Source organism: Actinopolyspora sp. BKK2 (assembly GCF_011291845.1).
Classification (GTDB): domain Bacteria; phylum Actinomycetota; class Actinomycetes; order Mycobacteriales; family Pseudonocardiaceae; genus Actinopolyspora; species Actinopolyspora saharensis.
In genome coordinates, this window is record NZ_JAANTE010000006.1 from 59,796 (window position 1) to 84,262 (window position 24,467).

Consider the following 24,467-nt stretch of genomic DNA (forward strand, 5'->3'; position numbering starts at 1 on the left):
GGGTCCGGAGGCCGCGTCACGATGCCGACCCTCCCGGTCGTTCGGGGCGACCGGGAGGGTCTCGGGGGATCACCGGTCGTCGAGCGACCGCAGCAACGGCTCCACCGTCCCGACCAGCTCGGCGGCACCCGCCTGCCCGGCCTCGTCCTCCGCTGATCCTCCGCCCTCGAACTCCCCGAGCTCGATGCCGACGAGCTCGTGATTGGCGAGCACCTCGGACACCGCGCGCAGCTGTTCGAGGGTCATTCCGCCCGGAATCCGGTAGTCGGTGGACAGGATCCCCGGCTCCAGGACATCGCAGTCCAGGTGGACGTAGACCGGGCGCCCGGCCACGGCCGAGCGCAGCCGCTCCGGCAGATCGGCACCGGGGGGAACGGACCGCACCAGCCCCTCGTCGAGCATCCGCCGTTCCGCCGGGTCGACGTCCCTTGCCCCGCCGAGAACGACGTTGTCCACGGACAGGTCCGTGCCCAGCCCGGAGTCCCACATACCCGTGGCTCCGGCCAGCACCATCCCGCCGAGGTAGCCGCTCTCCGAGGTCAGCGGGGTGTTCAGATCGGGGTGCGCGTCCAGCCAGACCACGCAGGCGTCGGGGCGATGACGTGCGACCACCGGAAGCGTGGCCAACCCCGCCGCACATCTGTTCATGGCCGTCACCGGCACCGATCCCGCGCTCAGGATCTCCTCGTAGCGCCGGGCCAGTCGGCGCAGCTCCGGCAGCGCGGCGGCGAGCTCCGTCTCCCACGAGGAGTTCAGCACCGGCCTCGACTGCCCGATCGAGACCGAACCACTGCCGGTGCGTCGGGTGAGCTCCTCCCCCAGCAACCGTGCTCCGCGCATCCCGCGCTCGTTGTGGTCTCCCGCGCGTCCGCGGAACACGGTCAGTGCGGACACGTCACCACGCGTCATCGGACCTCCTCGACAAACATCGCAAGTCTCGGGTCACCGGATCCGACGCGCGGGAATTCCTCGTAGTTTCCCGGTCCGCCACCGCGACAACCGTCCCCGAGTCAGCGCTCGGGCAGTTCGAGGAGGCGGTCGGCGAGGGTTACGAGATCATCGGCGGTGGCGTCGGCCGGGGTGAACACCTCGCCGTACTCGCCCTCCAACCTACTGCACCACCCCGCGCGGCATCCGGCCCGCTTGGCCCCGTGGCAGTCCCAGGCGTGCACGGCCACCAGGGCCATGTCGCGCGGGGCGACTCCGAGCCGGTGGGCGGCTACCCGGTAGATGCTCGGCGCGGGTTTCCAGACCCCGGCCTGCTCCGCGGTGACCACCCGGTCGACGTGCCGCGCCAGCCCCGCGCTCTCGAGGAAGCGAGCGGTCGCGTCGGGATTTCCGACGGTGAGGCAACCGACGCGAACCCCGGACTCGGAGAGCCTGCGCAGTGCCGGTTCGGCATCGGAGTGCGCGGGCAGCTCGGCGAAGCCCTCGAGCACGTGGTCGATGTCGGCCTCGCTGGCGGTGTGCTCGGTGTCGGTGCGCAGCGCCTGACGCGCCACCTCGTGGAAGGAACCGAAGTCCCCGCTCAGGCTCAGCGCCATCGAGTCGCGCTGGAAGCGCATGAACCACGGTTGCAGCAGTTGTTCCGGCTGCCCGATCCCGACGAGGCGTTCGCGCAGCGGTTCGATGTTCAGCAGGGTCTCGAGGACGTCGAAGGCGACGGCGTGCTGCCTGGTGCTCATCCGGAGTTCTCCCTGTTCTGTCGGCTCGCCCCTGGCGGGATACCATGAGCATACATACCGGTTTGTATATCAGCAATGGCAGCCCAACAACGGCGAGGAGCACCGATGGCCGGTCCCACGGGGAACAGACGACAGCACACCGGCGAGCGGATCCTGGACACGGCCGCGCGACTGTTCTACGAGAACGGCATCCACGCCACCGGGGTCAACACCATCGCCGAGCGGGCCGAGGTCACCAAGGTGACCCTGTACTCCCACTTCGGGTCCAAGGACGGGCTGGTGACCGAGTACCTGCGAGCGCGCGACCACGCCTGGCGCAGCACGCTGTCCCGGTTCGTGGAAAACCGCGCAACTCCCGAACAACGGCTCTCGGGAATCTTCGACGCCTACGAGCAGTGGACCGTGACCGACCGGTTCCGCGGATGCGGCTTCGTCAACGCCACCGTGGAGCTGACCGAACCGCTGCACCCGGCGCGGGAAGTCATCGAGGAGCACAAGGAGGGGGTCCGGCGGGAACTGCAGGACATCGCGGAAACAGCGGGATGCGCCGATGCCGCGGCGGTCGCCGAGGAGTGGTTCCTGCTGCTGGAAGGCGCCGTGGTGCGCTGCACTCTGCGCCACGACGTACTGCCGCTGCACCGGGCGCACGAGGCGGCCCTGCGACTGTTGACACCCCCACGGGCAACCGGCTGACGGCGGCGCGGTCATGAGCGCGGCGGTCGGGGCTCGCGGCACCGCACGAACACCACGCGGAGGTGGAAAGCTCCGCTCGGTCGATCCCGGGCGAGCAGCAGCGAACCGCTCCAACGGCCGGGCATGCATATCCGGCCGAGATGCGCTCCCCTGGAGGAACGGATCGGACGAGCACGGGCCGAAGGGATGTTCGCCGATGACCGCCAACGACACACAGACACGGCGTGCCGGACTCTCCGGCGGTCCGGACGTCGAAGTGATCGCCACCTCCTCACTGGGCGACCGCAGCTATCTCGCCACCGACGGCAGGACGGCCGTGGTCGTCGACCCGCAGCGGGACGTGGACCGGATACTGGCCGTGGCAGGACGCCGCGAAGTGCGGGTCGGACTCGTGCTGGAGACGCACGTGCACAACGACTACGTCTCCGGCGGGCTGGAACTGGCCAGGCTCACCGGGGCCGACTACGGGATGGCCGCCGCCGACGAGCTTCCCTTCGGACACCTTTCCCTGGAGGACGGGCAGCTGCTGGAAGTCTCCCGGAACCTGCGCATAAGGGTCGTGGCCACCCCGGGGCACACCTACCACCACCTGTCGTACCTGCTGGAGGGCGAGCTCGGCACCGTCGGCGCGTTCACCGGAGGGTCACTGCTGTTCGGCACCACCGGCCGCACCGACCTGCTCGGCGAGCAGCACAGCGAACCCCTGGCCCGACACCAGCACGCCTCCGCCCGCAAACTCGCCGAGCTACTCCCCGCCGGCGCACACCTGTGGCCCACGCACGGCTTCGGCAGCTTCTGCTCCGCGAGTCAGTCCGCAGGCGACTCCAGCACCATCGGCGCGGAGAAGCGCTGCAACCCGGCTCTGACGCTCTCCGAACGGGAATTCGTCGACCAGCTCCTCACCGGGTTGGACACCTACCCCGCCTACTACGCCCACATGGGGGTGCACAACTCCGCGGGGCCCGAACCACTCGATCTGCGCCGTCCCGCGCAGGCCTCCCCGGACGAACTCGCCCGGAGGCTGGAACGCGGGGAATGGGTCGTCGACCTGCGTTCCCGCAAGGCCTACGTGCGCTCCCACCTGCTCGGAACGATCAGCCTGGGCTTGGACGGACCACTGGCCACCTGGCTGGGCTGGATGATCGACTGGGGCGCTCCGCTCACCCTGCTGGGCGAAACTCCCGAGGAGGTTTCCGAAGCGCAGCGCGAACTGGCCCGCATAGGCATCGACAAGTTCGCCGCGGCCGCGACCGGATACCCCCAACAGCTCGCCGCCGACCCGGGACAGCTGCGCGCCACCACCACGGCCACCTTTCACGACCTCGCGCGGACCCGCTCCGGGGAGAACGACGGGTTCCCCGAGGCGGACGTGGTCCTCGACGTGCGAACCAACAACGAGTTCCACAAGTCCCACATATCCGGAGCCGTGCACATCCCGCTCTACGAACTGTCGAAACGAGCCGAGGATATCCCCTCCGGGACGGTCTGGGTGCACTGCGGCAGCGGATACCGGGCCGCGGCGGCCAGCTCGCTGTTGGAATCGGCGGGCAGGCGAACTGTGCTGATAGACGACTCCTTCTCCGCGGCCGACAGCACCGGGCTGGAAGTGCTTCGTTCCTGAAACGCCCGTACTCCTGAAACGGCCGTGTTCCTGAAACGATCCCGGGTCCTGAAACGATCCCGGGTCCTGCCACGTTCCGGGAGCGTGGCGGACGCAGTCCGCGTGACAACTCCTACGGACAGGCGCCGGACGGACAGGAGCCGGGAGGAACGGGCACGGGAACCACGTCGGAAGTCGAACCAGCCTGTCCGGTCAATTCAGCCTGTCCGGTCGACTCGTAGCAGTTACTCGGGAAACCGGACAATCGGCTGACTCCGCTGCGCGAGTTTCGACGTCGAGGGGCTCAGGGCCTCGGTGATTGCGGAAGGCCGGTCTGGAGTGTCCGGACCTCGGGACTCCCCCGGGCGGGGGCCGGCGGCGGGGAGCCCACTCCCCGCCGCGCGGCTCCGCGCGAGCCCCGAGTTAGCCGGTGCTCGGTTCGTCACACGAACCGGAGGCGAAAGAAGCTTCGAACGCGGAGGTGATGCGCAAAACAAAAACACGAGAGAAATTCGAATGATTCGCCTCGGACACTCGGTCAGCTTCGAATTAAGCCTGTCCTCGCACGGCGACCTCACGCCGGAACAAGAACACGAAAACTCTCATAAAGGGCGCGGGCGCCGCAGCGACACGCCGGAGCCACCGCACAAGTCAAGTAAGGCGAAATCACCTGCCCGGACACAACCCATAGGATCCTTCGGAAGAAAACTTCCCACGGAAACCTCCTATCTACTCCAAACCCCAGACACAGAGATACTTACAAACCAGTTTCCGAACCCGGGAAACGAGCGCTTTCAACCTAGCACCACGATCAACTTGTACTCCATCAACGTCATCCGAAGGTGCCAAAAAGTCTTTCCGGAAGAGTGAAAACAGCATGTCCACCGCACACTCCGGGTACTGAGCGTGATCAAATGTGGTCGCCGTACTCGCCGAACCAGTAGGCCAGCTTGCCCCTGCGCCCCACCGCACGCAGTCTCCGCTCGGTGACCTCGCGCTTGGCGGTCGTGGTCACGATCAACAGCTGGTCCTCCTCCTCCAGCCTGCTCTCCGGCCGGGGGACGAAGACCCCGTACTCGCGGATCACGAGAGCAGGCACGCTGGGCTCGGGCAGTTGCAGCTCGAGCACGGTGACGTAGTGCAACCGCGAACCGCGCGGAATGGTGACCGTCAGGAGCTCGGCGTCGAGCACGTCGAGCGGCGCGGACTCCACCTGGACCTCCCGAGCCGCCTCCGGACGGATCAGACCGAGCCAACGCGCCAGCGCCCGCAGACTCGGCCCCTGCACCAGGGTGAGGACCAGGATGAGCACGAACACGATGTCCACGAGCCGGTCGCTGCCCCGCACCCCGGCCACCACGGGAAAGGTCGCCAGCACGATGGGCACCGCCCCGCGGAGCCCCGCCCAGGAGAGAAAGGCCTGTTCTCGCAGCGGAAACCGAAAGCCGAGCAGTGAAACCACCACCGCCAGCGGGCGCGCCAGCAACAGCAGCACCACCCCGATCACCAGGGCGGGGAGCACCTCGCGATGCAGTTCGCTCGGAGTGACCAGCAGCCCGAGCAGCACGAACAGGCCGATCTGGGCCAACCACCCCAGTCCTTCGGCGAAGGAACGCGTCGCGGAGCGGTGCGGCAACCCCGCGTTCGCCAGCACCACTCCGGCCAGGTAAGCGGCGATGAACCCGCTGGACCGGGCCACACCCGCCGCGGCGAAGGCCAGCACCCCCAGCCCGAATATCGCGAGCGGGTAGAGCCCCGAAGCGGGCAGCGCTATCCGGGGAAGCACCAGGGAACCGATCACCCCCAGCAGGATGCCGATGGCCGCGCCCACCACCAGCTGGTACACCAGCGAACCGAGCAAATGCCACGGCTGCATTCGCAGGGGCGTCGAACTGAACAGCAGCACCAGTATCACGGTCGGCGCGTCGTTGAACCCCGACTCGGCCTCCAGCAGCCCCACCATGCGTCTCGGCAGCGGCAGCACGCGCAGCACCGAGAACACGGCGGCGGCGTCGGTGGAGGCCAGCACCGCTCCGAGCAACAGGGCCAGCTGCCAGTCGAGCCCCAGGAAGAAGTGCGCCCCCAGCGCGGTGATCCCGACGCTGACCCCGACTCCCAGGGTGGCGAGCACCCCCGCCGGCGCGAGCAGTTCGGAGACGTCGGACCACTTGGTGGTGAGCCCGCCCTCGACGAGGATGATCGCCAACGCGGCGGTGCCCAGGTTCTGCGCCAGCTGTGGATCATCGAGGTCCACCCCGAGCACGTCCTCGCCGAGGATCACTCCGACCGCGAGGAACAGCAGCAGGCTCGGCAAACCGACCCGGGACGCGATCCGGGTGGCCACTATGCTCGCCAGGAGAACGACACCGCCCGCGAACAACGCCAGGTAGAGCTCGTTCAGGCTCATCGCACCCCCGGTCTCCCGTGTGACTGCACCGCTGCCACGCACGGGTAGCTGCGGGTCGTCGCCACCGCGGTCGGTGGTGTCCAAGTACACCAAGATCGGCAGCTTCGTGCGGGATCGAACGGCCGCCTCGCCCCGTCGAAGCGAAGAGCCCAGCGCAGGAAAGCGGATCCCACCGACGGATTCCGCGGGCAGCACCGCCCACCGCGTCCCCGCGTCCAGCTACCCCCAGTTCAGCTAACCCCAGTTCAGCTATCCCCGCGTTCCAGAACGTTCCGGCCTGCTCAACGCGATCGGGGGAACGTTCCGCGAAATATTTGCGAATATTTCTCAGGAAATTCCGGAACGGGAAAGGCGGAAAGCTCCGTCGATACGTTGAGCGCCAGTTCCCCATCAGACGGAGCACCGGCGGGATCACCGCACGGTCAGCCATGCCGCTCTCACCGCGAAAACCCCTCTCGACCACCGAGGCGAACCGGAGAGCGGACGAAGTACCACTCCACCAGGGACACGGGAAACGCGGTCCCACCCCTCAAGAGCCGTCCGGAGAGGAGCGTCCCGTGAACAAGCACCGCCTCATGGCCGACCGGCTCCGCGCGCGTTCGCTGCGCCGCAGGCTACTGAACGGCCCCGCCGTGCTCGCCACGATCACCGCGCTGCTCTCGCAGGTGACCGGGATGCTCGTCCTGCGTTCCTGGTCGCTGAGCAGCGGTGGACCAGCAACTGGACGACTTCCTCCCCATCCCGGCAGGGGCGCACGGCGGCAGGATCGAGCTGGACACCGCGGAGGGACACGGGAGCACCTCCCGGCCCGTGGTGCCCACGAGCCGGTGACCCCGGTGGGGCCACCGGCTGTCCGCGGCATCCGTGGGGCCCGGTTCGGGTGCAGGCTGCTCCGCCCACCGCGCGGAGCTCAGCCACGAGTCCTGGTCAGGAGCGGTCGAGCAACCGCTCCCGCAGATCCTTCTTGGAGAACTTGCCCGTGCTGGTCTTGGGCAGCTCGTCGACGAACCACACCTCGTCCGGCAGCCACCACTTCGCGACCCGGTCCTTGAGGTGGTCGTAGACCTCCTCGGCGGTCAGCTGCCCGCCCTGCTCCACGACCACGCAGGCCACGGGACGTTCCGTCCACTTGGGATCGGGCTTGGCGATCACCGCGGCCTCCGCCACCCGCTCGTGAGCCATGATGGCGTTCTCCAGCTCGACGGAGGAGATCCACTCCCCGCCGGACTTCACCAGGTCCTTCGTCCGGTCCACCAGCCGCACGAAGCCGTGCTCGTCCATCGTGGCCACGTCTCCGGTGCGCAGCCAGCCGTCCGCGCTGAACGCGTCCGAGCCCTCCTCGCCGTAGTAGGCCGAGGCGATCCACGGCCCCGCCGCCTGCAGCTCCCCCGGCGTGACTCCGTCCCAGGGCTGTTCCGCACCGGTGTCCATGTCCACGATGCGGAGGTCGACCAGCGGGACCGCCTGCCCCTGCGTGGCACGCACCTGGATCAACGACTCGGTGTCCAGCCCCTCGTGGTGGCTGCGCGGGCTGGCCACCGAGGCCAGCGGGCTCGTCTCGGTCATGCCCCACGCCTGGGTGATCGGGATTCCGATCGCCGCGCGCCACCCCTCGGAGAGGGCGGTCGGGATGGCGGCTCCCCCGCCGACCACCACGCGCAGGCTGGACAGGTCGTGCTCGCCGAGCAGCGGCAGCATACCCATCCAGATGGTGGGCACGCCCGCCGTGGCGGTCACCCCGTGTCGTTCCAGCATCTCGACCAGGGCTTCCGGTTTCATGGCCGGGCCGGGGAAGACGATCGAGGAGCCCGCGAACACGGCGGCGTAGGGCAGTCCCCAGGCGTTGACGTGGAACATGGGCACCACCGGCAGGATGGTGTCCCGTTCGCTCAGCCCGACCGCGTCCACCGTCAGGCTCACCAAGGAGTGCAGCACGGTGGAGCGGTGCGAGTAGACCACTCCCTTCGGCTGCCCCGTGGTTCCCGAGGTGTAGCACATGGCCGCGGCGGCGTTCTCGTCGGAGACCTCGAACCGGCCGCGGAACGGCTCCGCCGAGGACAGCAGTTCCTCGTAGTGCCGGATCCGCGGATCGTCCGGTATCTCGGCCTCGGCTCCGTCGTCGATCACCACGAAGTGGCGCACCGCAGGCAACCTGTCGGCCATCGGCCACAGCATCGGCAGCAGCGAGCGGTCCACGAAGATCACGTCGTCGTTCGCGTGCTCGACGATGTAGGCCACCTGATCGGCGAACAGCCTGATGTTGAGGGTGTGCAGCACCCGACCGGTGCACGGCACCGCGAAGTACAGCTCCAGGTGGCTCTGCGTGTTCCACGCGAAGGTGGCGACTTTGGCGTCCTGCGGGACGTCGAGGTTGTCCAAGGCCGTGGCGAGCCGCCGCACGCGGGTGCTCCACTCCCCGTAGGTGTTGCTGGCCTCCCCGCGCAGCGTGGTCGTGACGATCTTCTTGTCGTGGAACTGACGCTCCGCCCTGTGGAAAAGCTGCGGAATGGTCAGCGGGCGGTCCTGCATCAATGCTTGCATCTCGTGCTCTCCCCGCTGTGCGAAACACCTCGAACCCCTCCGGCACAGCCCCGACCAGGGACTGTGACGGCGAACACACTACTGTCTATCAGCCGTTCAGGGGGATTGGCACTATGTCACCGGCCCACTGATGAACGGGAAGTGTTGTGCACGCAACACAACAGAGACAGCCCCGAGAACCACGTTGCGCGATCCACCCGGGAAGCCCGCTAGCGTTTTCGCAGTTCCAGGGCGTGCATCGCCAGGCTGAGCCAGACCGTCTCCTGCACCCCGGTAACCGGGCGGCACAACAGCGCCTCGATGCGACTCAACCTGTTCAGCACCGTGTTGCGGTGGCAGTAGAGCCGGGCAGCGGTCCTCTTGGCCGAGCAGTCGGCCGCCAGCCAGGTCTCGAGGGTTTCGAGCAGCAACCTCCGCTCGGCTTCCGGAAGGTTCAGCACCGGCGCCAGGGTCCGCTCCACCAGCCGGTCGGCCAGTTCCGGGGAGCGCGCGACCAGCGCCTGGGGCAACCGCCGGTCCAACCACGCCGTCTCGCTCGCGCCTCTCGGCAGGGAGCGCAGGGCGAGCACGGCGAGCTCCCTGGCGTGGGGAACGGCGTCACCGCGGTCGACCGTCGGCGAGACCCCCATGCCCGCCTGCACGACGTCCCGCAGCAGACCGGGGATCTCCTCCAGCGGGTGGTCACCCACTGCGACCAGCCCCACGAGCGTGTCGGCCTGGGCCTGCCACACCGAACTTATCCCGTGCTGCTGCAAGGTGCTCTCCGGAGCGGGCACGTCGGCCACGCTCGAGGGGATCTCGGCCGCGATCACCAGGTACGGCCCCACCGCGGGCAGTCCGAGAGCGCGCAGCGCGGACTCGACGAAGTCGGAGTCGGTACCGGTACCGCGCAGCAACCCGTCGACGAGCACCTGGCGACGCTGCTCGTCGCCCCGGAGCAGCTCCAGCTCGGCGGCACGGTAGGAATCCGAGACCGCGAGGGAGACCGCGTCCACCACGTTCCAGATCGAGGTCCCGACCTCCAGCAGGGTGTCCGGGTCGAACGCGTGCTCCTCCCGCGCGGCTTCGAGGGCGCTGGACCACACCACGCGACCGCCGAGCCGGAAGGAGCGCAGCACCAGATCGAGCGCGACCCGCTGCTCGGCACGCAACCTCCCCGTTCGCCGGGCGGCGTCGTAGGGATCCGCTCCGGGCGGAACGCGCCGGCCGAGCAGCTGCAGCACCCGCTGGAGGTTCGCCCGGCAGGAGTCGCGCAGATCGGACTCGGCCACGCGCTCGGACTCGTAGTACTCGGGGTTCTCCGCGATGATGTCGTCGACCAGCCGGTCCGTGACGGAGTCGATCCCGGCGAGCATGGAGCGCGCCAACCGAGCCGCCGCCTCGGAAGCGCCCTCGTGCACCCCGGAAGGACCCCCTTCTGCGCTCGTGCGGTCGATCACTAGAAGTCCTGCTCCGACTCCGCGCTCGACCGGGCGGGAGCGTGCAACCTGCGCAGGTGCAGCTGTCGTTTCAGCCGGATGGCCGGCCGGATCGCGAGCTCGATGCTGCCCACGAGGAAGAACCAGGTTCCGAGGAAGGTGGTGCTCTCCCAGAAGAACAGGACGCTGCCTACCACGAACCACAGCGCGATGAGGATGTCGTTGACGATGCTCAGTGCTTCGTAGCGCTTGCGGATCGACAGTTCCTCGTGCCCGATCCGCAGCACCAGCGGGGTGGAGGCGAAAGGATCGGAGGACTCGCTCATCTGCCCATCCTCGCACCCGACCGGGGCGTGAAGCGGCGAGCACAGCCGCGCCGGAAGACATCCGGGGAGGTCTCCCGATCCACGCGGCTCCGGAGAAACGAGCAACGGCCGTCCCCGCGCGGGTGCGCGACCCGCGCGGGGACGGCCGTGATTGCTCGACCGGGCGTACGAGCCCTCAGGGGTTCCTCAGGCCACGCCTTCCGGGCTGGCCCCCTCGATCGACACTCCGGAGGAGGCGATGTTGTCGATCTCGTCCAGGTCCTGCTGGGTCAACTCCAGATCGGCGGCGGCCAGGCTGTTCTCGATGTTGCGCGGACTCCGCGCCCCGACGATCGCGACGTGCACACCGCGCTGGGCGAGCACCCAGGCGATCGCGAGCTGACTCACGTTCGTCCCGCGTTCGGCGGCGAAGCGGGAGAGCTGTTCCACGACCTCCAGATTGCGCCGGAACGTCTCCCCCTGGAAGGCCGAGGAGTGGGCACGCCAGTCACTCGACTCGAAGGTGCTCTCCGCGGAGAGCCTGCCCGTCAGCAGCCCGCTGGCCAGCGGGCTGTAGGCGAGCACCCCGATGTCGTGCTCGCGCGTGTAGGGCAGCACCTCGCGCTCGATGCCCCGCCGGAACAGGTGGTACGGCGGCTGGAGCGTCTCAACGGGACGGGTGCGGTCGAAATCGGCCATCTGAGCCGCGTCGTAGTTGGACACGCCCACGTGGCGGATCTTGCCCTCGTCCACGAGCTCCTGCAGCGCGCTCGCGGTTTCCTCGGCCGGGGTCTGCTCGTCCGGCCAGTGCACCTGGTACAGGTCGATGTGGTCCACGCCGAGAGCGCTCAGGCTCTCGGTCACGCCCTGACGCAGGTTCGCGCGTCGCGCGTCCCGCGGGCGCTCCCCTCCGGGGTTGATACCACCCTTGGTCGCGATGACCAGACTGTCCCGATCCCTCTTCAACTCGTCCTGCAGCGCGCGCCCCAGGACCTCCTCGGACTTGCCGAAGCCGTAGGCCTGTGCGGTGTCGAAGAAATTGACCCCCAGCTCACGCGCGTGACGGATCGCGGTGACGGCCTGTTCCTCGTCGAAGGATCCCCACTCGCCACCCAGCTGCCAGGTGCCGAAGGCGATCCGGGACACCTCCATACCCGTCTTACCCAACACTGTGGTCTGCATACTTCCATGACACCGGAAACGGCGATTTTTCGCCACCTCGAACGCACAACGTCACAGGAGCACTCTTTCGTGTAAACATCCGAGTTTCCAAGCCCCGCAAAAAGTACGAAAAAACACTCTTCCGGGGTGAATCCGGATCATTCGCTGGCGACTCGGCTCCAGCCTTCGCCATGTTGACCGCGAGGTTTCGACGCGAATCCCGACAACGGATTCACGACCGGAAAGGATCCATTTCGCATGAAACTCGCTTCACGTGTGACCACTTCCCGCGGAGAACTCACCGGCGGAGAACTCACCGGTGGGGAGCGCACGCGCCCCTGGACGGCAGCACCGCGGCGGTTGCGGGCGAGGTGCACCCCACTGGTGCTGGCTCTGGCGGCGGTGGCCCTGGGAGCTCCGGCCGCGGCCGCTTCCGGCCCCGCGCAGGACCCCGCGCAAGACGAGGCGCAGTGCGAGTCCGGTGTCTTCTGCGCCTGGCCCGAGCAGCAGTACGGCGGAAGTCCGCACTCCGCCGACCTGCGTACGACCAACATGGAGGAGTGCGTCCCGCTGAGCGGCGACTTGGAGGCGCACTCCTTCGTCAACAGATTGAACCGCCCCGTCACCGTGTACCAGGACGCGCACTGCGGAACCAGAGGTGAGTTCAGCACCTACCCGGAGGGAAGTTTCGTTCCGCGCTCCCCGTTCGTGGTAAGAGCCTTCAAGATCTGGACGCACTGAGCGCAGGGGACTGGCGTTACCGGAACAGTGCTTGCCGGAGGTGGTGTTCGGTTCCGGGAACGGCGCCGAAGCGATCTCGTCGCTGACCGACGTCGCCGCGGGACCTCTCGTGATGCTCTCGCGACCACCCACTACGGGGAGCGCGGGACGCCCCGTGGCACGACCGAGCCGGCGAAGTCCCGCCGGGACCACGTCACGAAACCAGCCGACGAATCGAATCGTGGAGTTTGCGCGCGGACTCCTCCCAGGTGAAACCCGCGGCGTGGGCACGCGCGGATTCGACCGTTCCCGCCCTGGTTTCCGGATCCTCGAAGCAGCGCACGGCCGCGATGAATCCGGAAACCGAATCCGGATCGAAGAACTGCGCGTGCCCACCCGTCACCTCGCGGAATATCGGGATGTCACTGCAGACCACCGGGGTTTCCGCGTTCATGGCTTCGATCAGCGGGAGTCCGAATCCCTCGTCCCTGGAAGCGGTCACCAGGGCCGCCGCGTTCCTCAGCAGTCTCCTGTAGTCCTCTTCGGACACACCGTTCCAGAAGACCACGTCGGCCCCGTCGGGCACCACCTCCCGCAGTGAGCGCAGCCTGTCCGGGTCGATCCGGCTCAACAGGTGGAGCCGGTATCCGGGCAGCCCGTCCATCGCGGAGATGAGCGTGGTGACGTTCTTGTACGGCATGAACGAGCCCATGTACAACAGCGCGGAAGGAGAACCTCCCTGCTCGCCCTGTCCGTCCTGCTCACCCGTCCGCTCCGCGCCGCCGGAACTCGCGGCGCCCGCTGCGGACGAAGCCGTCGGCGCGTTGGGAACGACCGTGACGGGCCGCCGGGTCAACCGGTGCCGCTCGATCAGTCCCCTGGTCGTCTCGCTGACGGTGACCACCAGATCTGCGCGGTTGAGCAGCACGCGCTGCGGCCACCAGGCCTGGTGGAACAGCCACCACACGACCCGCACCGGCAGCGGGAGGAACTCGGGGGGTTTCGGATACCGGTAGTAGATCAGGTCGTGCAGGGTGAGCACCTGCGCGTAGCGGCGCCGGAAGCCACCGATCACCTGCATCGGGCTGAACACCACTTCGGCACCGAGCCCGTGCAGGGTGCGCGACAACCACAGCTCCCGCGGCGAGAACGGGCTGTTGATCAACTCGTGCGGAACCTCCGCGGGCAGCAATCCGAGCTGGGCGGGGTCGTGGACCAGCACGGTCACCGGGTGGATCCGGTGCAACGCCTCGACCAGTCCCGCCGTGTAGCGACTGATGCCGTCCGGGAAGTCGGTACGCGTCCAGCGCGCATCGACGAAGATCCGCGTGTCCGCGTCCCGCGCACCGTCTTCGCGCCCCCCGGCGGGCGAACGCGTGTCGTCCCCGGTTCCGCTCACGACTCGTCCAGAAACGAGCGGACCTCCCGAGCAACGCGCTCGGGTGCCTCGTAGTGCACGAGATGGCCGACCTCGTCGAGCACCCGCAGCCTACCGTCCGCGAACCGGCCGACCAGTCGTCGCTGCCCGTCGAGCGGAGCGATCTCGTCCGTGGCCCCCGCTATCAACAGCGTGGGCGCCTGCACCCGCTCGACGTGGTCCTCGACCGATGCGGTCAGCGAGGAACGATAGCTCTCGACCACGAGCGCCGGACTGTGGAAACGGCTGAAATGCCGCAGGTGGCTGTCGTAGACGAACCGACGCACCCGCGAGTCACGGGTGCGGAGCATGACGCGGGTCGCTGCGAGCACGATCCACCGATTCGACAGCAGGGCCCTCCCCACCCTCCGGGGCAGCAGCTCGCCCAAGCGGTAGTAGGCGGAGGTGATCCGAGTGAGCACGGAGGAGGCCCCGTGGGCCGGTGAAACGGCTATCGGGTTGACCAGCACCATCCTGCGAACCAGCTCGGGGGCACGTGCGGCCACCGCGGCGGCCACCACCGCACCGAAGGAGTGTCCGAGCAGATCGAAGCGCTCCCCGTCCGAACGGAGCTCGCGGAGCAGTTCCACCACGGCTCGCGCGTACCCGGCCACGTCGTGCCTGCCCGCGGTCATCGGCCCCGAGTCGCCGAACCCCGGAAGGTCGGGAATCAGCACTTCCCGCTCCGGCAACGAGCCCGCGATCAGCCCGAGTCCGTGGTGGGTGCCGCGCAGCCCGTGCAGCATGATCAACCTGCTGCCGGAGTCCCGAGCCGCGTCCCCGTTCCCGCTCGCGGCGGGGTGGTCCTGCTCGTATCCCTCCGGGAGAACGGCAGCCGAGCTGTACCGCCAGACGCTCAGGTCGCTGCCCAGCACGGAAAACGTCGAACGGCTCACCCCGGCTGTGAGTTCCCCGGAACCGTTCGGCACGGTTGTCGACTCACGCACCACGAAACGTCCCTCAGCTCGCCATCTCGGTGTGGATCTCCACAGGGTCGTCGGCCCTGCCCGGATCGATCAGATGCCGGTAAACCGACTCGAACCTGGCCAGCACCGCGTCGATGTCGTGCGCCTCGGCAATGATCTGCTCGCTGAAGGCCCCCATGCTGTCGACGGTCGCGCGGTCGCTGACGATCTCGTCGATGGCCTTGGCCAACGCGTGGACGTCCCCCGGCGGGTAGAGCCAACCGTTGTTCCCCGGTCGAACCAAGTGGGGCAGGGCCATCGCGTTGGCCAGCACCACGGCCGTGCGCGCCGACATGGCCTCCATCGTCGCCAGACTCTGCAGCTCCGCGATGCTGGGCATGCAGAACACGTCGGCACGCGCGTAGGCGGCCAACAGCTCCTCGTCGTCGACGAACCCGGCGAAGCACACCCTGTCGGCGATGCCGAGCTCCGCGGCGAGCTGCTCGAGGGACTCCTTCCTGCTGCCGTCCCCGACGATCTCCAGGCGAGTGGACACGTCCGTGCGCAGCAGCGACATCGCACGCAACAGGTCCTCGACGTGCTTCTCCTCGTCGAGCCTGCCCACGAACAGCACGGTCCTGACCTCGGGGCAGGGGTGCTGCTCCCGGTGCTCGGCCGCGGCGCTGCGGTACCGGTCGATGTCGATCCCGCAGGATATCGGCAGCGCACGCTTGTCGAAGCCGTTCTCCTGCAGCAGCCGAACGGCGCGCGGGGTCGGCGCGGTCACCGTCGCGGCCTTGCGGTAGTGCTTGACCAGGTTCCGCCACAGCACCTTGGCCGTAACGGACTTCAGCGCTCCGGGAATCGGCAGGTACCCGAAGATGTTCTCGGGCATGAAGTGGTTGGTCGCCACCAGCGGAATGTTCATCCTGCGGGCGGCGTTGATCACTCCGCGGCCGATGAAGAAGTGGGACTGGACGTGCACCACGTCCGGTCGGATCTCGGCCAGCAGTCTCCTCGCCTCGGAAGAGGCGCGCCACGGGGAGCACATCCTGGCGGTCGGGTGGACCGGAGTGGCGTAGGAGCCGACCCGGTGAACGGTGACGCCGTCCTCGACCGCGGTCTGCGTTCTCCGGTCCGCGGCGTGGCAGATCACGTGCACGTCGTGGCCACGTGCGGCCAGTCCCGTCGCGAGCCGGTGTCCGAAGCTAGCGGCACCGTTGACGTCGGGCGGATACATGACGGCACCGATCACGATCCGCAGTGGCCGGCCGCTTGGTTGCGAAGTCACCTGCTACTCCCATTACGAACTGTCAATCGACGTGACCCGGCGGTCGCCGTCCTCGGTCACGGTAGGCGCAACGCCGCTCCGGTTGTCCGGGTGGTAGCGCGCAAGCGCGAACACACCGGCGCAAGCGATCGCAGCGCACACCACTTCGGCCATCGCGGTCGACGTGCCGACCGCATCGGCCTCCCCCAGCAGACCGATGCCGAGTCCCACGGCCACCAGCGGGTCGATAACGGTCAGACAGGCGACGGCGAGGTCGGGAGGGCCGCTCGCGTAGGCGTGCTGCAGCAACCACCCGCCGATGAGAACCGCCACCACCATGGCGAGCAGCAACCACAGCTCGACTTCGGCGAGCCTTCCGGAGGTCACCTGCTGGGAGACCGCGCGAAGCAGCAGCGAAACGAGACCGTACGCCACGGCGCAGCCGGAGGCGTAGGCCACGCAGCGGACCGAGCTGCGACTCAGCAGGGCCACCACCCCGCACACCAGCACCGTCACGGTAACGAGCTGGATCGCGGTCACGGCCGCTTCCGAAGTCACCGAGGTCGGGGTGGCGCTGCGCATCGCGAGGAAGACGAACGCGGCGACACCGCCGCCGCTCATCAACACCGCCACGATCGTGGAGCGCGGCAGCTTGCCCAGCTCACCCGCGTTCCCACCGGAGTTCAGCAGCACGGTGATGGGCAGGGCCAGCACCCCGAGCGGCTGTACCACGCTGAGCGGAGCGAGCCCCAGCGCCAGCGCGTGCAGGACGGTGCCGCTGGCCAGGCAGATCAACCCCAGCAGCCATCTGGTGTTGCGCACCAGGCGCAGTTGGTTACGTACCCCCAGTCTCCGTCCGGAGATCGTGTCGTGGACCGCACCGTGCTGCAGGCGGGCTCCGAAGGCGTATCCGAAGGCCGCCACGGCCGCGAGTACAACCGCGAACATGGTCATATCAGGTCTCGTCCGCTCATAGCCGCATCATCCAGCACCACGAGCCACCGTTCCCACTCGGTTCTCCGATTTCCCGGACCGGGAACAACCCACCTTCCCGGGTCTCCACCACGATCCTCCACAACACCGCCGCAGACTCCGAATCGACGAGAACTCCGACCGGAAGGTTCCGCCTCAAGCTTCCCGGAGCCGGCCGTTCGTGCTCCTCTGAAATCTCGCGTATCGCACATCGTTCCACTTCGGGGCGATCCCCCACTTTCCCCGGAGCACATCGCGCCGCTCTCAGGGACGCCCCGGGCTCAGCCGAGCCCGGACGCTCACGCGCACGACTGTAGAACACCCGTCCCCGGCATGATGCCGATTCACTTCATCCGGGGACCACCGCCCGAACGCGCCCCTGCCCGCGCTGTAGCGCGCACACCAGCAGTTTCGCCTCCACGCGAGCCGCTGCGGGCAGCATTCCCCCGAATCGGGGAGTACGGTCCGCGGTGAGCGAGCCCACTTACGCGAAAGAGGGAAAAACACGCGGCGAGCCCGTTCGGCGACCCGGCGTGACGAACTCACCGGCACACGCGCAGCTCGATCACCTCCCGCGCCCGAACCGGACCAGCCCACCACGTGACGACGGGCGACGACGGGCCCGCGGCACACCCGGGTGAACCGGACCGGACTGGCACCGAAGACGATCTCGCCCAGTTCGGTACTACGGAAGCAACCCCTGGGCAGCCGACACGTCCTACGGGACGGAGAAACGGATCAACGGTGAATCGACCAAACCGGTAGCGATGAGAGGTGCCGCAATGGTTCCCCACGGACGGAATGGACGGAACGGTCTCGGTCTCCGCGTTTTCGCGGCGACGACGACTCTGCTCACGGGAGCGCTGCTCGCCGGATGCGGACAGCAGGCCGGCTCCGCGAACGAGCTGTCCAACGCGGCGGGCGAAGCGATGGGCGCGTCCGGCGACTCCGTCGCGGGAGCGGCGGACACGTCGACGTCCCGCACGCGAACCGACGACTCGACTGCCGGAGAGCGGACGGGGCGGAGCCCGACGGAGAGCTCCACTGCTTCCTCGCCCTCGGAGAGCAGAGAGTCCAACGGCAGAACTCCGACCAGCACCGAACACCCCCCTCCGGTGAGCCGCTGCCACACCGGGTCGCTGGACGGCTCCCTGAAGCGGGGCCACCCGGGGGCCGGACAGCGCTACGCCGAGCTGACGGTGCGCAACACCGGGGACAGCACGTGCACGCTCTACGGCTACCCGGGGTTGGAACTGCTCGACGAGTCCGGATCCCCGCTGCCGACCGACGTGTCCAGGACCGCCGATCCGGGGCCCAGCACCCTCAGGCTGGCTCCGGACGAGACCTCCTCGGCGCAACTGCACTGGGGCGTCGTTCCGACCGGTACCGATCCGGCGGGCAGCTCCTGCGAACCGGTCCCGGCAGGAGTCAGGGTCACTCCTCCGGATGAAACCGATTCGTTCCGGCTCGACTGGAACCTCGGCCGAGTGTGCGGAGGGGACGTGGACGTGACGGCGTTCCGCTGAACCGCTCGCCAGGTGCCGCGTGCACCGGTGCCCGTGCGAAGTGGCCGCGCCCGCGTCCTCTCCGCCGGGACTCCCCCCACCCCGGCTCCCCCGCCCCGGCTCCTCCGCGCCGGCGGAACGAGCCCGCAGGATTTGCGCTCACCCGACAAACCGGGCAGCGTGGAACGCGGAACTGACCGCGGCGGAGGAACACTCGTCAGCCCGAGCACGACCGAGGCGGGGGCCATGAGCGAAGCGCCGCACGCACAGGACCTGCTCGGCATCCGGGTACACGACCGGGACGGGGAGCGCATCGGACGGGTCGGGGACGTCTACGTCGACGACAGCAGCCACCGGGCCGACTGGGTGACCGTCCGCAGCGGCCCGCTGGGGATGCGCGAGAACTTCGCCCCGCTGCACGGCGCCGTCCTCAGTCGGGGACGTCTGCTGCTCGGCTTCTCGAAGCGCCAGGTCAGAACGGCCCCGAGCGTGGACGTCGAGCACGGCCACCTCTCCAATCGGGACGGGCACAGACTCTACGAGCACTACGGCGTCGACAACGCGGAAGTGCCGCCGCCCCGGCTCCCGGAAAGCCGCCCCACTGCGGAGTCCCGGGCGCGGGACTCCCACGCCCGCAGCCGGAGCTGCCCACCTGAGGCGATGACGACACCGGGCCAGGAGCACTTCCCCGTTCCGGGCAGCTCCTCCGAATCCGCCCGTTCCGGAGCGGCGACGCCTCCGGACGGGCCCCCTCCGGAACAACACCACGCGCGAGCCCGCACCCCGCCTCCGGAGGCCACACCCGACCGTGCCGGCGACAGCCTGCGGGACAATGACGACCGTGACGGCTGACGAGTTCGCTGTGGAGCTGTTGACCACTGTCGTGGTCGGCGCCGAGGACGAGGAAACGGCACGCCGGGCGTGTTCCGAGCTGGTCCGGCGAACGGACGGGCGGATCGTGCAGTCCGTGGACTGCTCCGACGAGGAACCCGGCTGCCGCTCCGTGACGCTGGCACGGACCACCTCAGCTCCGGCGTCGGGCAACCAGGCCGCCGCCCTCTCCCGAGCGGTGCGGGAGCTGCTGAACGCTCTCGGACCCGGTTTCACCGGAGCTCGCGTCTCCTGCGAACCGCCGAGCGCCTGGACCGTGATCGACGACCCCGCACTGGTCGGTTCCCTGGTCGCGCGCGGGGAACGAGTGCTCGTGGAGGCGTGGAGCACCACCGGGGAAACCGGCTTCACCGGTGAGGTGGCCTCAGCCGCCGAGGCGGGACCGCTGACCGGTCCCTCCCACCAGAGCCCGGCCCAGCCCTCCAGGTCGGAGGGACACCCCGGGAATCACCTCGACCCCTGAGGACTCCTCTCCCCGCCCCCCGCTCCGGTGCGGAGCGCGGTTCGCCGCGCTCGCCCACCGCCGCGGAGCGGTTCCCCCGAAGTCGCCGGAAGTGACCTCCGTACGGACGTTTCGGGCGAACGCGCCGAGTGCCAACCTGAGATCGGCAGCACCGTGGTGGAACGCTACTTTGGTGATCGACATCGGTGTCCACGCGAGCGCGCCGAATCGAGGCGTGGCATCGGAACACGATCACCCGGAGGGGGACAAGTTCGATGGCAGGTGTGGAAGAGGTCCGCGCCGGTATAGCACTGGCCAACCAGAAGGCCTCGGAGAGCGTGGCGGCCCTGCAGCAGGCGACCCTGAGCCTGGAGGAGGCCCAGCAGGCGCTGGCCAACGCCACGCAGGGCAGCGGGCAGGAGGAGATCCAGCACGCCTACGGGATGCTCGCCGAGGCAGCGCAGAGCCTCAACGGGGTTCAGGGCACGATCAACGCCAGCATCACCTCGGCCGAGAACTACGCGGGACGGCTGTAACGCGGTGTCGGCACTTCAGGAACTCCAGCAGGCACTGCAGACGGTCAGCGATCAGCTCGAGCAGACCCAGCGCCACCTGGCCACCTCCCGCACCGCGCTGCACCAGGCGGAATCGGCGCTGCGCGGAGTGGATCCGGACAACCCGGAGACGGTGGTCCCCCCGGGGCTGCACCGTGCGGACGACCAGATCGAGCACACCCTGTCCACGGTGGAGCAGGTGGCCGACACGATCAGACAGTTCGCAGCCGGACTGTGACCGGGTCTCGCTCGCCTCAGCAGTCGGTGCTCGCGGGGCTTTTCCCGCGGCGCGACCGCGCCGTAACCGCCATCCCGGTCACCGACACCTGCGCGGCCTCTCCCGCGTCGCTCCCGTGAGGACGGTCCCGACGTCGTGCGGAGCACCACCCGATGTCGGGGCGCCGCCGGCGTCCCGCGCGAGTTCCCGCCGAGCGACCATCCGCGAGGGGCCGAGCGGACGACACCGGGGCACCGCTCCCGCGCTCCGGTGTCCCGTCGCGAGTAACCGGTCACACCGCCGTCCACACGGGCTGATCAGTGGTACTTTGCTTACGGTCAGTGATGCGAGTACCGAGGTGGGGCGTGCGGAAACGCAACGAGCGGCGCAACGCGATTCAGACGGCCTTCGACCGGCTCAGCGCCACCGCGGCCACGGCCCTCGGAGCGGCCGAGAACGAGGTGGCGCGGGTCCGGTCGGATCAGGCCAAGCAGGAGCACGCGCTGCGAATCGCACAGCACGGGGTCTCCGCTGCGGCAGGGGATCCGGACTCGTTCGAGGGGTCCGAGCAACCGGAGTTCCGGACGGCGCTGGACGAGGCGCTGGCCGAACGGGCCGAGGTGTTCTCCCGGTGGACGGCGCAGGGCCCCGAGCGGTTGACCGAGCTGATGGCCGAAGCGGCCCCCGGCACCGCCTCGGCGCCGTGGCGCGAGTGGCTGGGCAGCATCGGTTCCGCGACCGCCCAGACCCCCGCTCCCGAGCTGTGGCGCATCGGCGCCGCACACGCCCCGGCCGCTCCCGAAGCCCCCGGCTTTCCCGCGGCGGTTCCGCTGCTCGACGAGTCGAACCTGCGCATCACCTGCCGGTCCGCCAACGCGGAGGAAGCCACGCGGGACGCGGCCGAGCACCTCGTGCAGAACCTGCTGCTGCGCGTGCTCTCGTACTACGAGCCGGGACTGGTGCGCGTGCACGTCTGGGACACCGCACGGCTGACCGGCACCCTGCCCGGGCTGTTCCCCCTGACCCGCTCGGGTCTGCTCACGGCGCACGATCCGACGCGGCTGGACGACCTCCTCGAGGAACTGGCCGAGCACATCAGGAGGATCCACACCACCGCGCTGCTCGGCGGGCACACCTCGCTGAAGTCCCTCGTGGAGGAAACCGGCCATCGTGGCGAGCCCTGGCGGATCGCCGTGCTGTTCGGCGACGGCGAACCGCTCAAGGAGGAACAGCAGCAGCAGTTGCAGCGCGTCGCCCGCAACGGCCTGTCCTGCGGCATCCAGCTGATCGTCGTGGACCTGCCCATGACGGTGAACAACGCCCTGGAGTCGGTGACCCTGACCGGTCCGAACAGCGCGCGCAGCAGCATGACCGGCGCCCACCTGGCGATCGCTCCGGACGAGACTCCGCCGCGGGAACGCGTGAGCAGGGCGTGCTCGGCGATCTCGGAAGCGTTCCAGGCCAGGCGCTCCCGGGTGCGGACCTTCTCCGACCTGCTTCCCGAGCAGTACTGGACGAACGACTCCACCTCCGGGCTGACCGCTCCCGTGGGGTTCTTCGAGGGGGAGCCGGTGCGGATCTCGCTCGGCGACTCCAGCCCGCACACCCTGGTCGGGGGTCCCAGCGGCTCGGGCAAGACGAACTTCCTGTACGGGATGCTGGGGGCGCTGGCCGCCCGGTACAGCCCGGACGAGCTGGAGATGTACCTGCTCGACTTCAAGGAGGGCGTGTCCTTCGCCCAGTTCACCCCGGGGAGCAGGGATCCGAGCTGGCTGCCGCACGCCAAGCTCGTGGGGGTCAACGTCAACACCGACCGCGAGTTCGGGCTGGCGCTGCTGCGCTTCCTCGCCACGGAGATGCGGCGCAGGGCCGACGCGGCCAAGGCCTGCGAGGTGACCAAGCTCGAGGAGCTGCGCCAGCGCGATCCGCAGGGGCGTTGGCCCCGGATCGTCGCCGTGATCGACGAGTTCCAGTACCTGTTCTCCGAACGCGACTCGGTGTCCACCCAGGCGGCCACGCTGCTGGAGGACGTCGCCCGCAGGGGGCGCTCCCAGGGGATCCACCTGGTGCTGGCCAGTCAGGACGTGTCCGGCATCGAGGCGTTCTGGGGCAAACCGGCCATCTTCGAGCAGTTCATCCTGCGCATCGCCCTGCCCAAGGCCCGGCGGGTGCTGGTGGACAACAACACGACCGCGCTGGAGCTGCCGCGCTGGCACGCCGTGGTCAACCACGATTCAGGGGTCAAGCACGGCAACGAGGTGGCGCGCATCCCGGACGCCACGGCCTCGGAGACCTTCGACTCGCTGCAGACGGACCTGTGGGAGCGGCACCTGTGGGAGACGGGCAGGCGCAACGCGCGGCCTCCGCGGCTGTTCGACGGCTCGCATCTGCCCCGGCTCTCCGAGCTGGAGGACTACGAGGCGCTGCGCCCCGGTCCGGCCCGGTCCCCGCAGGTGCTGCTGGGCCAGGTGATCGACGTGCGGGGCACGGCAGCGGCACTGCCGTTCGGGCGCTCCCCCGGCCGGAACCTGGCCGTGCTCGGTTCGGCCCAGCAGGACGCCGTGGCCGTGCTGGGTGCGAGCGCGCTCTCGCTGGCCGCGCAGTTCGTGCCCGGCGACGTCGAGTTCACCATCGCGGGGCTGGTCGAGGAGAGCGCGGAGCACGCGCGTGCGCTGGAGACGACGCTGCGGCGGAACGGGCACGAGGTCTCGTTCGTCGAGACGGGGGAGTTGAACGACACCCTGCAGCGGTTGTCCGCGCTGCTCGACGAGCGGGCCGACTCGAGCTCGAAGGGTTCCGGGGCGGCCAAGCACTGCCTGCTGCTCTACGGGGCCGATGCCGCCCAGCCACTGCTGGAGAACAAGGACCCGCAGACGCGGCTCAGCGGGCTGGACCAGCTGCGCAAGATCCTCAAGCAGGGTCCCGAGGCGGGGGTGCACACCATCGGTTGGTGGCGCAGCGTCCAGCGGCTGCGCAACGCGCTGGGCATGGGGCCCGCCGACGACGTGGGGGCCTGGGTCGCCTTCGACGTGCAGGGGCAGGAGCTGGCGCCGCTGGCGGCGGGGCAGTTGATCACCTGGTCCCCGCGCGCCCATCGCGGACTGTTCTTCGACCGCTCGACGCACTCGCATCCCGAGGTGGTCCTCCCGTTCGACCTGTCCGGGATGCTCGAGGAGCGGATGCCGGAGCCGGAGTTCGACGAGCAGGAGCACGTCCCGCGTCCGCGCGGTTCGGACGCTGTCGTGTCCAACGTCGGGGAGGAAACGGGTGACTGAGCAGTCCGAGCAGCCCGAGCAGCCCGCGGAGCGGGCCTCCAGGGCGGCCGAGCGCTACAAGGAGATCACCGCGCTGGCCACCGAGGCGGCCGAGCGGCTGAGCGAGCGGGAGCGGCAGCGCGCCGAGCAGCTGGAGCACGAGCTGGCCACCGAACGGGACCGGGTCGAGCAGGCGCAACAGCAGCGGGACCAGGTGGACGAGGGGGTTCGGCTCCGCTGGAACGCGGCCAAGGAGGCGCTGTGGGAGGAGCGCTGGATGCAGGTGACCCAGCTCCCCCCTCCCGATCCCGCGGCCGAGCCCACCTCGGCCGAGGAGGCCATCCGCTCGGTGCAGAGCGCCTACATGGAGCTGCACGAGGCGGTCGGTCAGAAGCGCTGGTCGGGTTCGGGGTTCCTACCCACCGGCTGGCTGGGGCGTCGCTAGTACTGAGTACGCTTTCCTCCCCCGCTCGGCCAGATGTCGTCCGTTCGAGCATGGGAAGGGTTGCA

Annotated in this window: 22 protein-coding genes; 11 read left to right on the top strand and 11 right to left on the bottom strand. The window is 69.1% G+C overall.

The window, feature by feature from the left end; all coding sequences use genetic code 11:
• Positions 1–69: 69 nt before the first annotated feature.
• A complete protein-coding gene (locus G9Q41_RS14060; protein ID WP_165632912.1) occupies positions 70–909 on the bottom strand; it encodes an arginase family protein in 840 nt (279 codons plus the stop codon).
• Positions 910–1,010: 101 nt separating this feature from the next.
• On the bottom strand, positions 1,011–1,685 hold the full coding sequence (locus G9Q41_RS14065) for a haloacid dehalogenase type II (protein WP_165632911.1): 675 nt from the start codon (positions 1,683–1,685) through the stop codon (positions 1,011–1,013).
• A 105-nt stretch (positions 1,686–1,790) separates the two neighbouring features.
• On the opposite strand from G9Q41_RS14065, the gene G9Q41_RS14070 reads away from it, so the two are divergent.
• Positions 1,791–2,378, top strand: a complete 588-nt coding sequence (locus tag G9Q41_RS14070) for a TetR/AcrR family transcriptional regulator (RefSeq protein WP_165632910.1) — start codon at positions 1,791–1,793, stop codon at positions 2,376–2,378.
• A 196-nt stretch (positions 2,379–2,574) separates the two neighbouring features.
• On the top strand, positions 2,575–3,999 hold the full coding sequence (locus G9Q41_RS14075; protein WP_165632909.1) for an MBL fold metallo-hydrolase: 1,425 nt from the start codon (positions 2,575–2,577) through the stop codon (positions 3,997–3,999).
• Between the two features lie 889 nt (positions 4,000–4,888).
• Here the strand turns inward: G9Q41_RS14075 and G9Q41_RS14080 are convergent.
• On the bottom strand, positions 4,889–6,385 hold the full coding sequence (locus G9Q41_RS14080; protein WP_165632908.1) for a potassium/proton antiporter: 1,497 nt from the start codon (positions 6,383–6,385) through the stop codon (positions 4,889–4,891).
• A 708-nt stretch (positions 6,386–7,093) separates the two neighbouring features.
• Between G9Q41_RS14080 and G9Q41_RS21990 the strand changes: the two genes are divergently transcribed.
• A complete protein-coding gene (locus G9Q41_RS21990) occupies positions 7,094–7,216 on the top strand; it encodes a cell wall metabolism sensor histidine kinase WalK (protein ID WP_165632907.1) in 123 nt (40 codons plus the stop codon).
• Between the two features lie 96 nt (positions 7,217–7,312).
• On the opposite strand, the gene G9Q41_RS14090 is transcribed toward G9Q41_RS21990, so the two are convergent.
• The 4 genes from G9Q41_RS14090 to G9Q41_RS14105 all read right to left on the bottom strand — a co-directional run bounded on the left by G9Q41_RS14090 (position 7,313) and on the right by G9Q41_RS14105 (position 11,831).
• A complete protein-coding gene (locus G9Q41_RS14090; RefSeq protein WP_165632906.1) occupies positions 7,313–8,926 on the bottom strand; it encodes a long-chain fatty acid--CoA ligase in 1,614 nt (537 codons plus the stop codon).
• 209 nt (positions 8,927–9,135) lie between these two features.
• Positions 9,136–10,365 carry a helix-turn-helix domain-containing protein gene (locus G9Q41_RS14095; RefSeq protein WP_165632905.1) on the bottom strand — a complete coding sequence of 410 codons (1,230 nt, stop codon included), beginning with the start codon at positions 10,363–10,365 and terminating at the stop codon, positions 9,136–9,138.
• Positions 10,365–10,670, bottom strand: coding sequence for a YrhK family protein (locus G9Q41_RS14100; protein WP_092524284.1), 306 nt, complete (start codon positions 10,668–10,670; stop codon positions 10,365–10,367). Before G9Q41_RS14100 ends, G9Q41_RS14095 begins: the two co-directional genes overlap by 1 nt.
• A gap of 186 nt (positions 10,671–10,856) precedes the next feature.
• Complete coding sequence (locus tag G9Q41_RS14105; protein WP_207631081.1) at positions 10,857–11,831, bottom strand: aldo/keto reductase; 975 nt, start codon at positions 11,829–11,831, stop codon at positions 10,857–10,859.
• A 237-nt stretch (positions 11,832–12,068) separates the two neighbouring features.
• Here G9Q41_RS14105 and G9Q41_RS14110 point away from each other — a divergent pair, with 237 nt between their 5' ends.
• The gene (locus tag G9Q41_RS14110; protein WP_165632904.1) at positions 12,069–12,551 is read left to right on the top strand and encodes a peptidase inhibitor family I36 protein; all 483 of its coding nucleotides are present in this window, start codon (positions 12,069–12,071) and stop codon (positions 12,549–12,551) included.
• A gap of 193 nt (positions 12,552–12,744) precedes the next feature.
• On the opposite strand, the gene G9Q41_RS22730 is transcribed toward G9Q41_RS14110, so the two are convergent.
• From G9Q41_RS22730 to G9Q41_RS21580, 4 genes are read right to left on the bottom strand one after another with little or no spacing between them, the layout of a single operon-like run.
• Positions 12,745–13,929, bottom strand: coding sequence for a glycosyltransferase family 1 protein (locus G9Q41_RS22730; RefSeq protein WP_165632903.1), 1,185 nt, complete (start codon positions 13,927–13,929; stop codon positions 12,745–12,747).
• Positions 13,926–14,894: an alpha/beta hydrolase gene (locus tag G9Q41_RS14120; protein ID WP_165632902.1), complete on the bottom strand. Its 969-nt coding sequence runs from the start codon at positions 14,892–14,894 to the stop codon at positions 13,926–13,928. The genes G9Q41_RS22730 and G9Q41_RS14120 overlap by 4 nt, the downstream gene beginning before the upstream one ends.
• A gap of 13 nt (positions 14,895–14,907) precedes the next feature.
• Entirely contained in the window at positions 14,908–16,143 is a 1,236-nt protein-coding gene (locus G9Q41_RS21575; protein WP_347567546.1) for a glycosyltransferase, read from the bottom strand.
• A 12-nt stretch (positions 16,144–16,155) separates the two neighbouring features.
• Complete coding sequence (locus G9Q41_RS21580) at positions 16,156–17,076, bottom strand: multidrug resistance efflux transporter family protein (RefSeq protein WP_165632901.1); 921 nt, start codon at positions 17,074–17,076, stop codon at positions 16,156–16,158.
• A gap of 800 nt (positions 17,077–17,876) precedes the next feature.
• Between G9Q41_RS21580 and G9Q41_RS14130 the strand changes: the two genes are divergently transcribed.
• The 7 genes from G9Q41_RS14130 to G9Q41_RS14160 all read left to right on the top strand — a co-directional run bounded on the left by G9Q41_RS14130 (position 17,877) and on the right by G9Q41_RS14160 (position 24,402).
• Positions 17,877–18,620 carry a DUF4232 domain-containing protein gene (locus G9Q41_RS14130; protein WP_165632900.1) on the top strand — a complete coding sequence of 248 codons (744 nt, stop codon included), beginning with the start codon at positions 17,877–17,879 and terminating at the stop codon, positions 18,618–18,620.
• A 225-nt stretch (positions 18,621–18,845) separates the two neighbouring features.
• Complete coding sequence (locus tag G9Q41_RS14135) at positions 18,846–19,451, top strand: PRC-barrel domain-containing protein (RefSeq protein WP_165632899.1); 606 nt, start codon at positions 18,846–18,848, stop codon at positions 19,449–19,451.
• Positions 19,432–19,953, top strand: coding sequence for a hypothetical protein (locus G9Q41_RS14140; RefSeq protein WP_207631080.1), 522 nt, complete (start codon positions 19,432–19,434; stop codon positions 19,951–19,953). The genes G9Q41_RS14135 and G9Q41_RS14140 overlap by 20 nt, the downstream gene beginning before the upstream one ends.
• 254 nt (positions 19,954–20,207) lie before the next feature.
• The gene (locus tag G9Q41_RS14145; RefSeq protein WP_026152045.1) at positions 20,208–20,468 is read left to right on the top strand and encodes a hypothetical protein; all 261 of its coding nucleotides are present in this window, start codon (positions 20,208–20,210) and stop codon (positions 20,466–20,468) included.
• A gap of 4 nt (positions 20,469–20,472) precedes the next feature.
• Positions 20,473–20,724 carry a hypothetical protein gene (locus G9Q41_RS14150; protein WP_092524298.1) on the top strand — a complete coding sequence of 84 codons (252 nt, stop codon included), beginning with the start codon at positions 20,473–20,475 and terminating at the stop codon, positions 20,722–20,724.
• A gap of 344 nt (positions 20,725–21,068) precedes the next feature.
• Positions 21,069–23,978: an FtsK/SpoIIIE domain-containing protein gene (locus G9Q41_RS14155; RefSeq protein ID WP_092524300.1), complete on the top strand. Its 2,910-nt coding sequence runs from the start codon at positions 21,069–21,071 to the stop codon at positions 23,976–23,978.
• Complete coding sequence (locus tag G9Q41_RS14160; protein WP_165632896.1) at positions 23,971–24,402, top strand: hypothetical protein; 432 nt, start codon at positions 23,971–23,973, stop codon at positions 24,400–24,402. Before G9Q41_RS14155 ends, G9Q41_RS14160 begins: the two co-directional genes overlap by 8 nt.
• Positions 24,403–24,467: the final 65 nt, after the last annotated feature.

What these genes read in the sequence shown, in the direction of transcription:
- G9Q41_RS14060 (WP_165632912.1), bottom strand. Translation starts at nt 909, where the DNA reads ATGACGCGTGGTGACGTGTCCGCACTGACCGTGTTCCGCGGACGCGCG.
- G9Q41_RS14065 (WP_165632911.1), bottom strand. Translation starts at nt 1,685, where the DNA reads ATGAGCACCAGGCAGCACGCCGTCGCCTTCGACGTCCTCGAGACCCTG.
- G9Q41_RS14070 (WP_165632910.1), top strand. Translation starts at nt 1,791, where the DNA reads ATGGCCGGTCCCACGGGGAACAGACGACAGCACACCGGCGAGCGGATC.
- G9Q41_RS14075 (WP_165632909.1), top strand. Translation starts at nt 2,575, where the DNA reads ATGACCGCCAACGACACACAGACACGGCGTGCCGGACTCTCCGGCGGT.
- G9Q41_RS14080 (WP_165632908.1), bottom strand. Translation starts at nt 6,385, where the DNA reads ATGAGCCTGAACGAGCTCTACCTGGCGTTGTTCGCGGGCGGTGTCGTT.
- G9Q41_RS14090 (WP_165632906.1), bottom strand. Translation starts at nt 8,926, where the DNA reads ATGCAAGCATTGATGCAGGACCGCCCGCTGACCATTCCGCAGCTTTTC.
- G9Q41_RS14100 (WP_092524284.1), bottom strand. Translation starts at nt 10,670, where the DNA reads ATGAGCGAGTCCTCCGATCCTTTCGCCTCCACCCCGCTGGTGCTGCGG.
- G9Q41_RS14105 (WP_207631081.1), bottom strand. Translation starts at nt 11,831, where the DNA reads ATGCAGACCACAGTGTTGGGTAAGACGGGTATGGAGGTGTCCCGGATC.
- G9Q41_RS14110 (WP_165632904.1), top strand. Translation starts at nt 12,069, where the DNA reads ATGAAACTCGCTTCACGTGTGACCACTTCCCGCGGAGAACTCACCGGC.
- G9Q41_RS21580 (WP_165632901.1), bottom strand. Translation starts at nt 17,076, where the DNA reads ATGACCATGTTCGCGGTTGTACTCGCGGCCGTGGCGGCCTTCGGATAC.
- G9Q41_RS14130 (WP_165632900.1), top strand. Translation starts at nt 17,877, where the DNA reads ATGGTTCCCCACGGACGGAATGGACGGAACGGTCTCGGTCTCCGCGTT.
- G9Q41_RS14135 (WP_165632899.1), top strand. Translation starts at nt 18,846, where the DNA reads ATGAGCGAAGCGCCGCACGCACAGGACCTGCTCGGCATCCGGGTACAC.
- G9Q41_RS14140 (WP_207631080.1), top strand. Translation starts at nt 19,432, where the DNA reads ATGACGACCGTGACGGCTGACGAGTTCGCTGTGGAGCTGTTGACCACT.
- G9Q41_RS14145 (WP_026152045.1), top strand. Translation starts at nt 20,208, where the DNA reads ATGGCAGGTGTGGAAGAGGTCCGCGCCGGTATAGCACTGGCCAACCAG.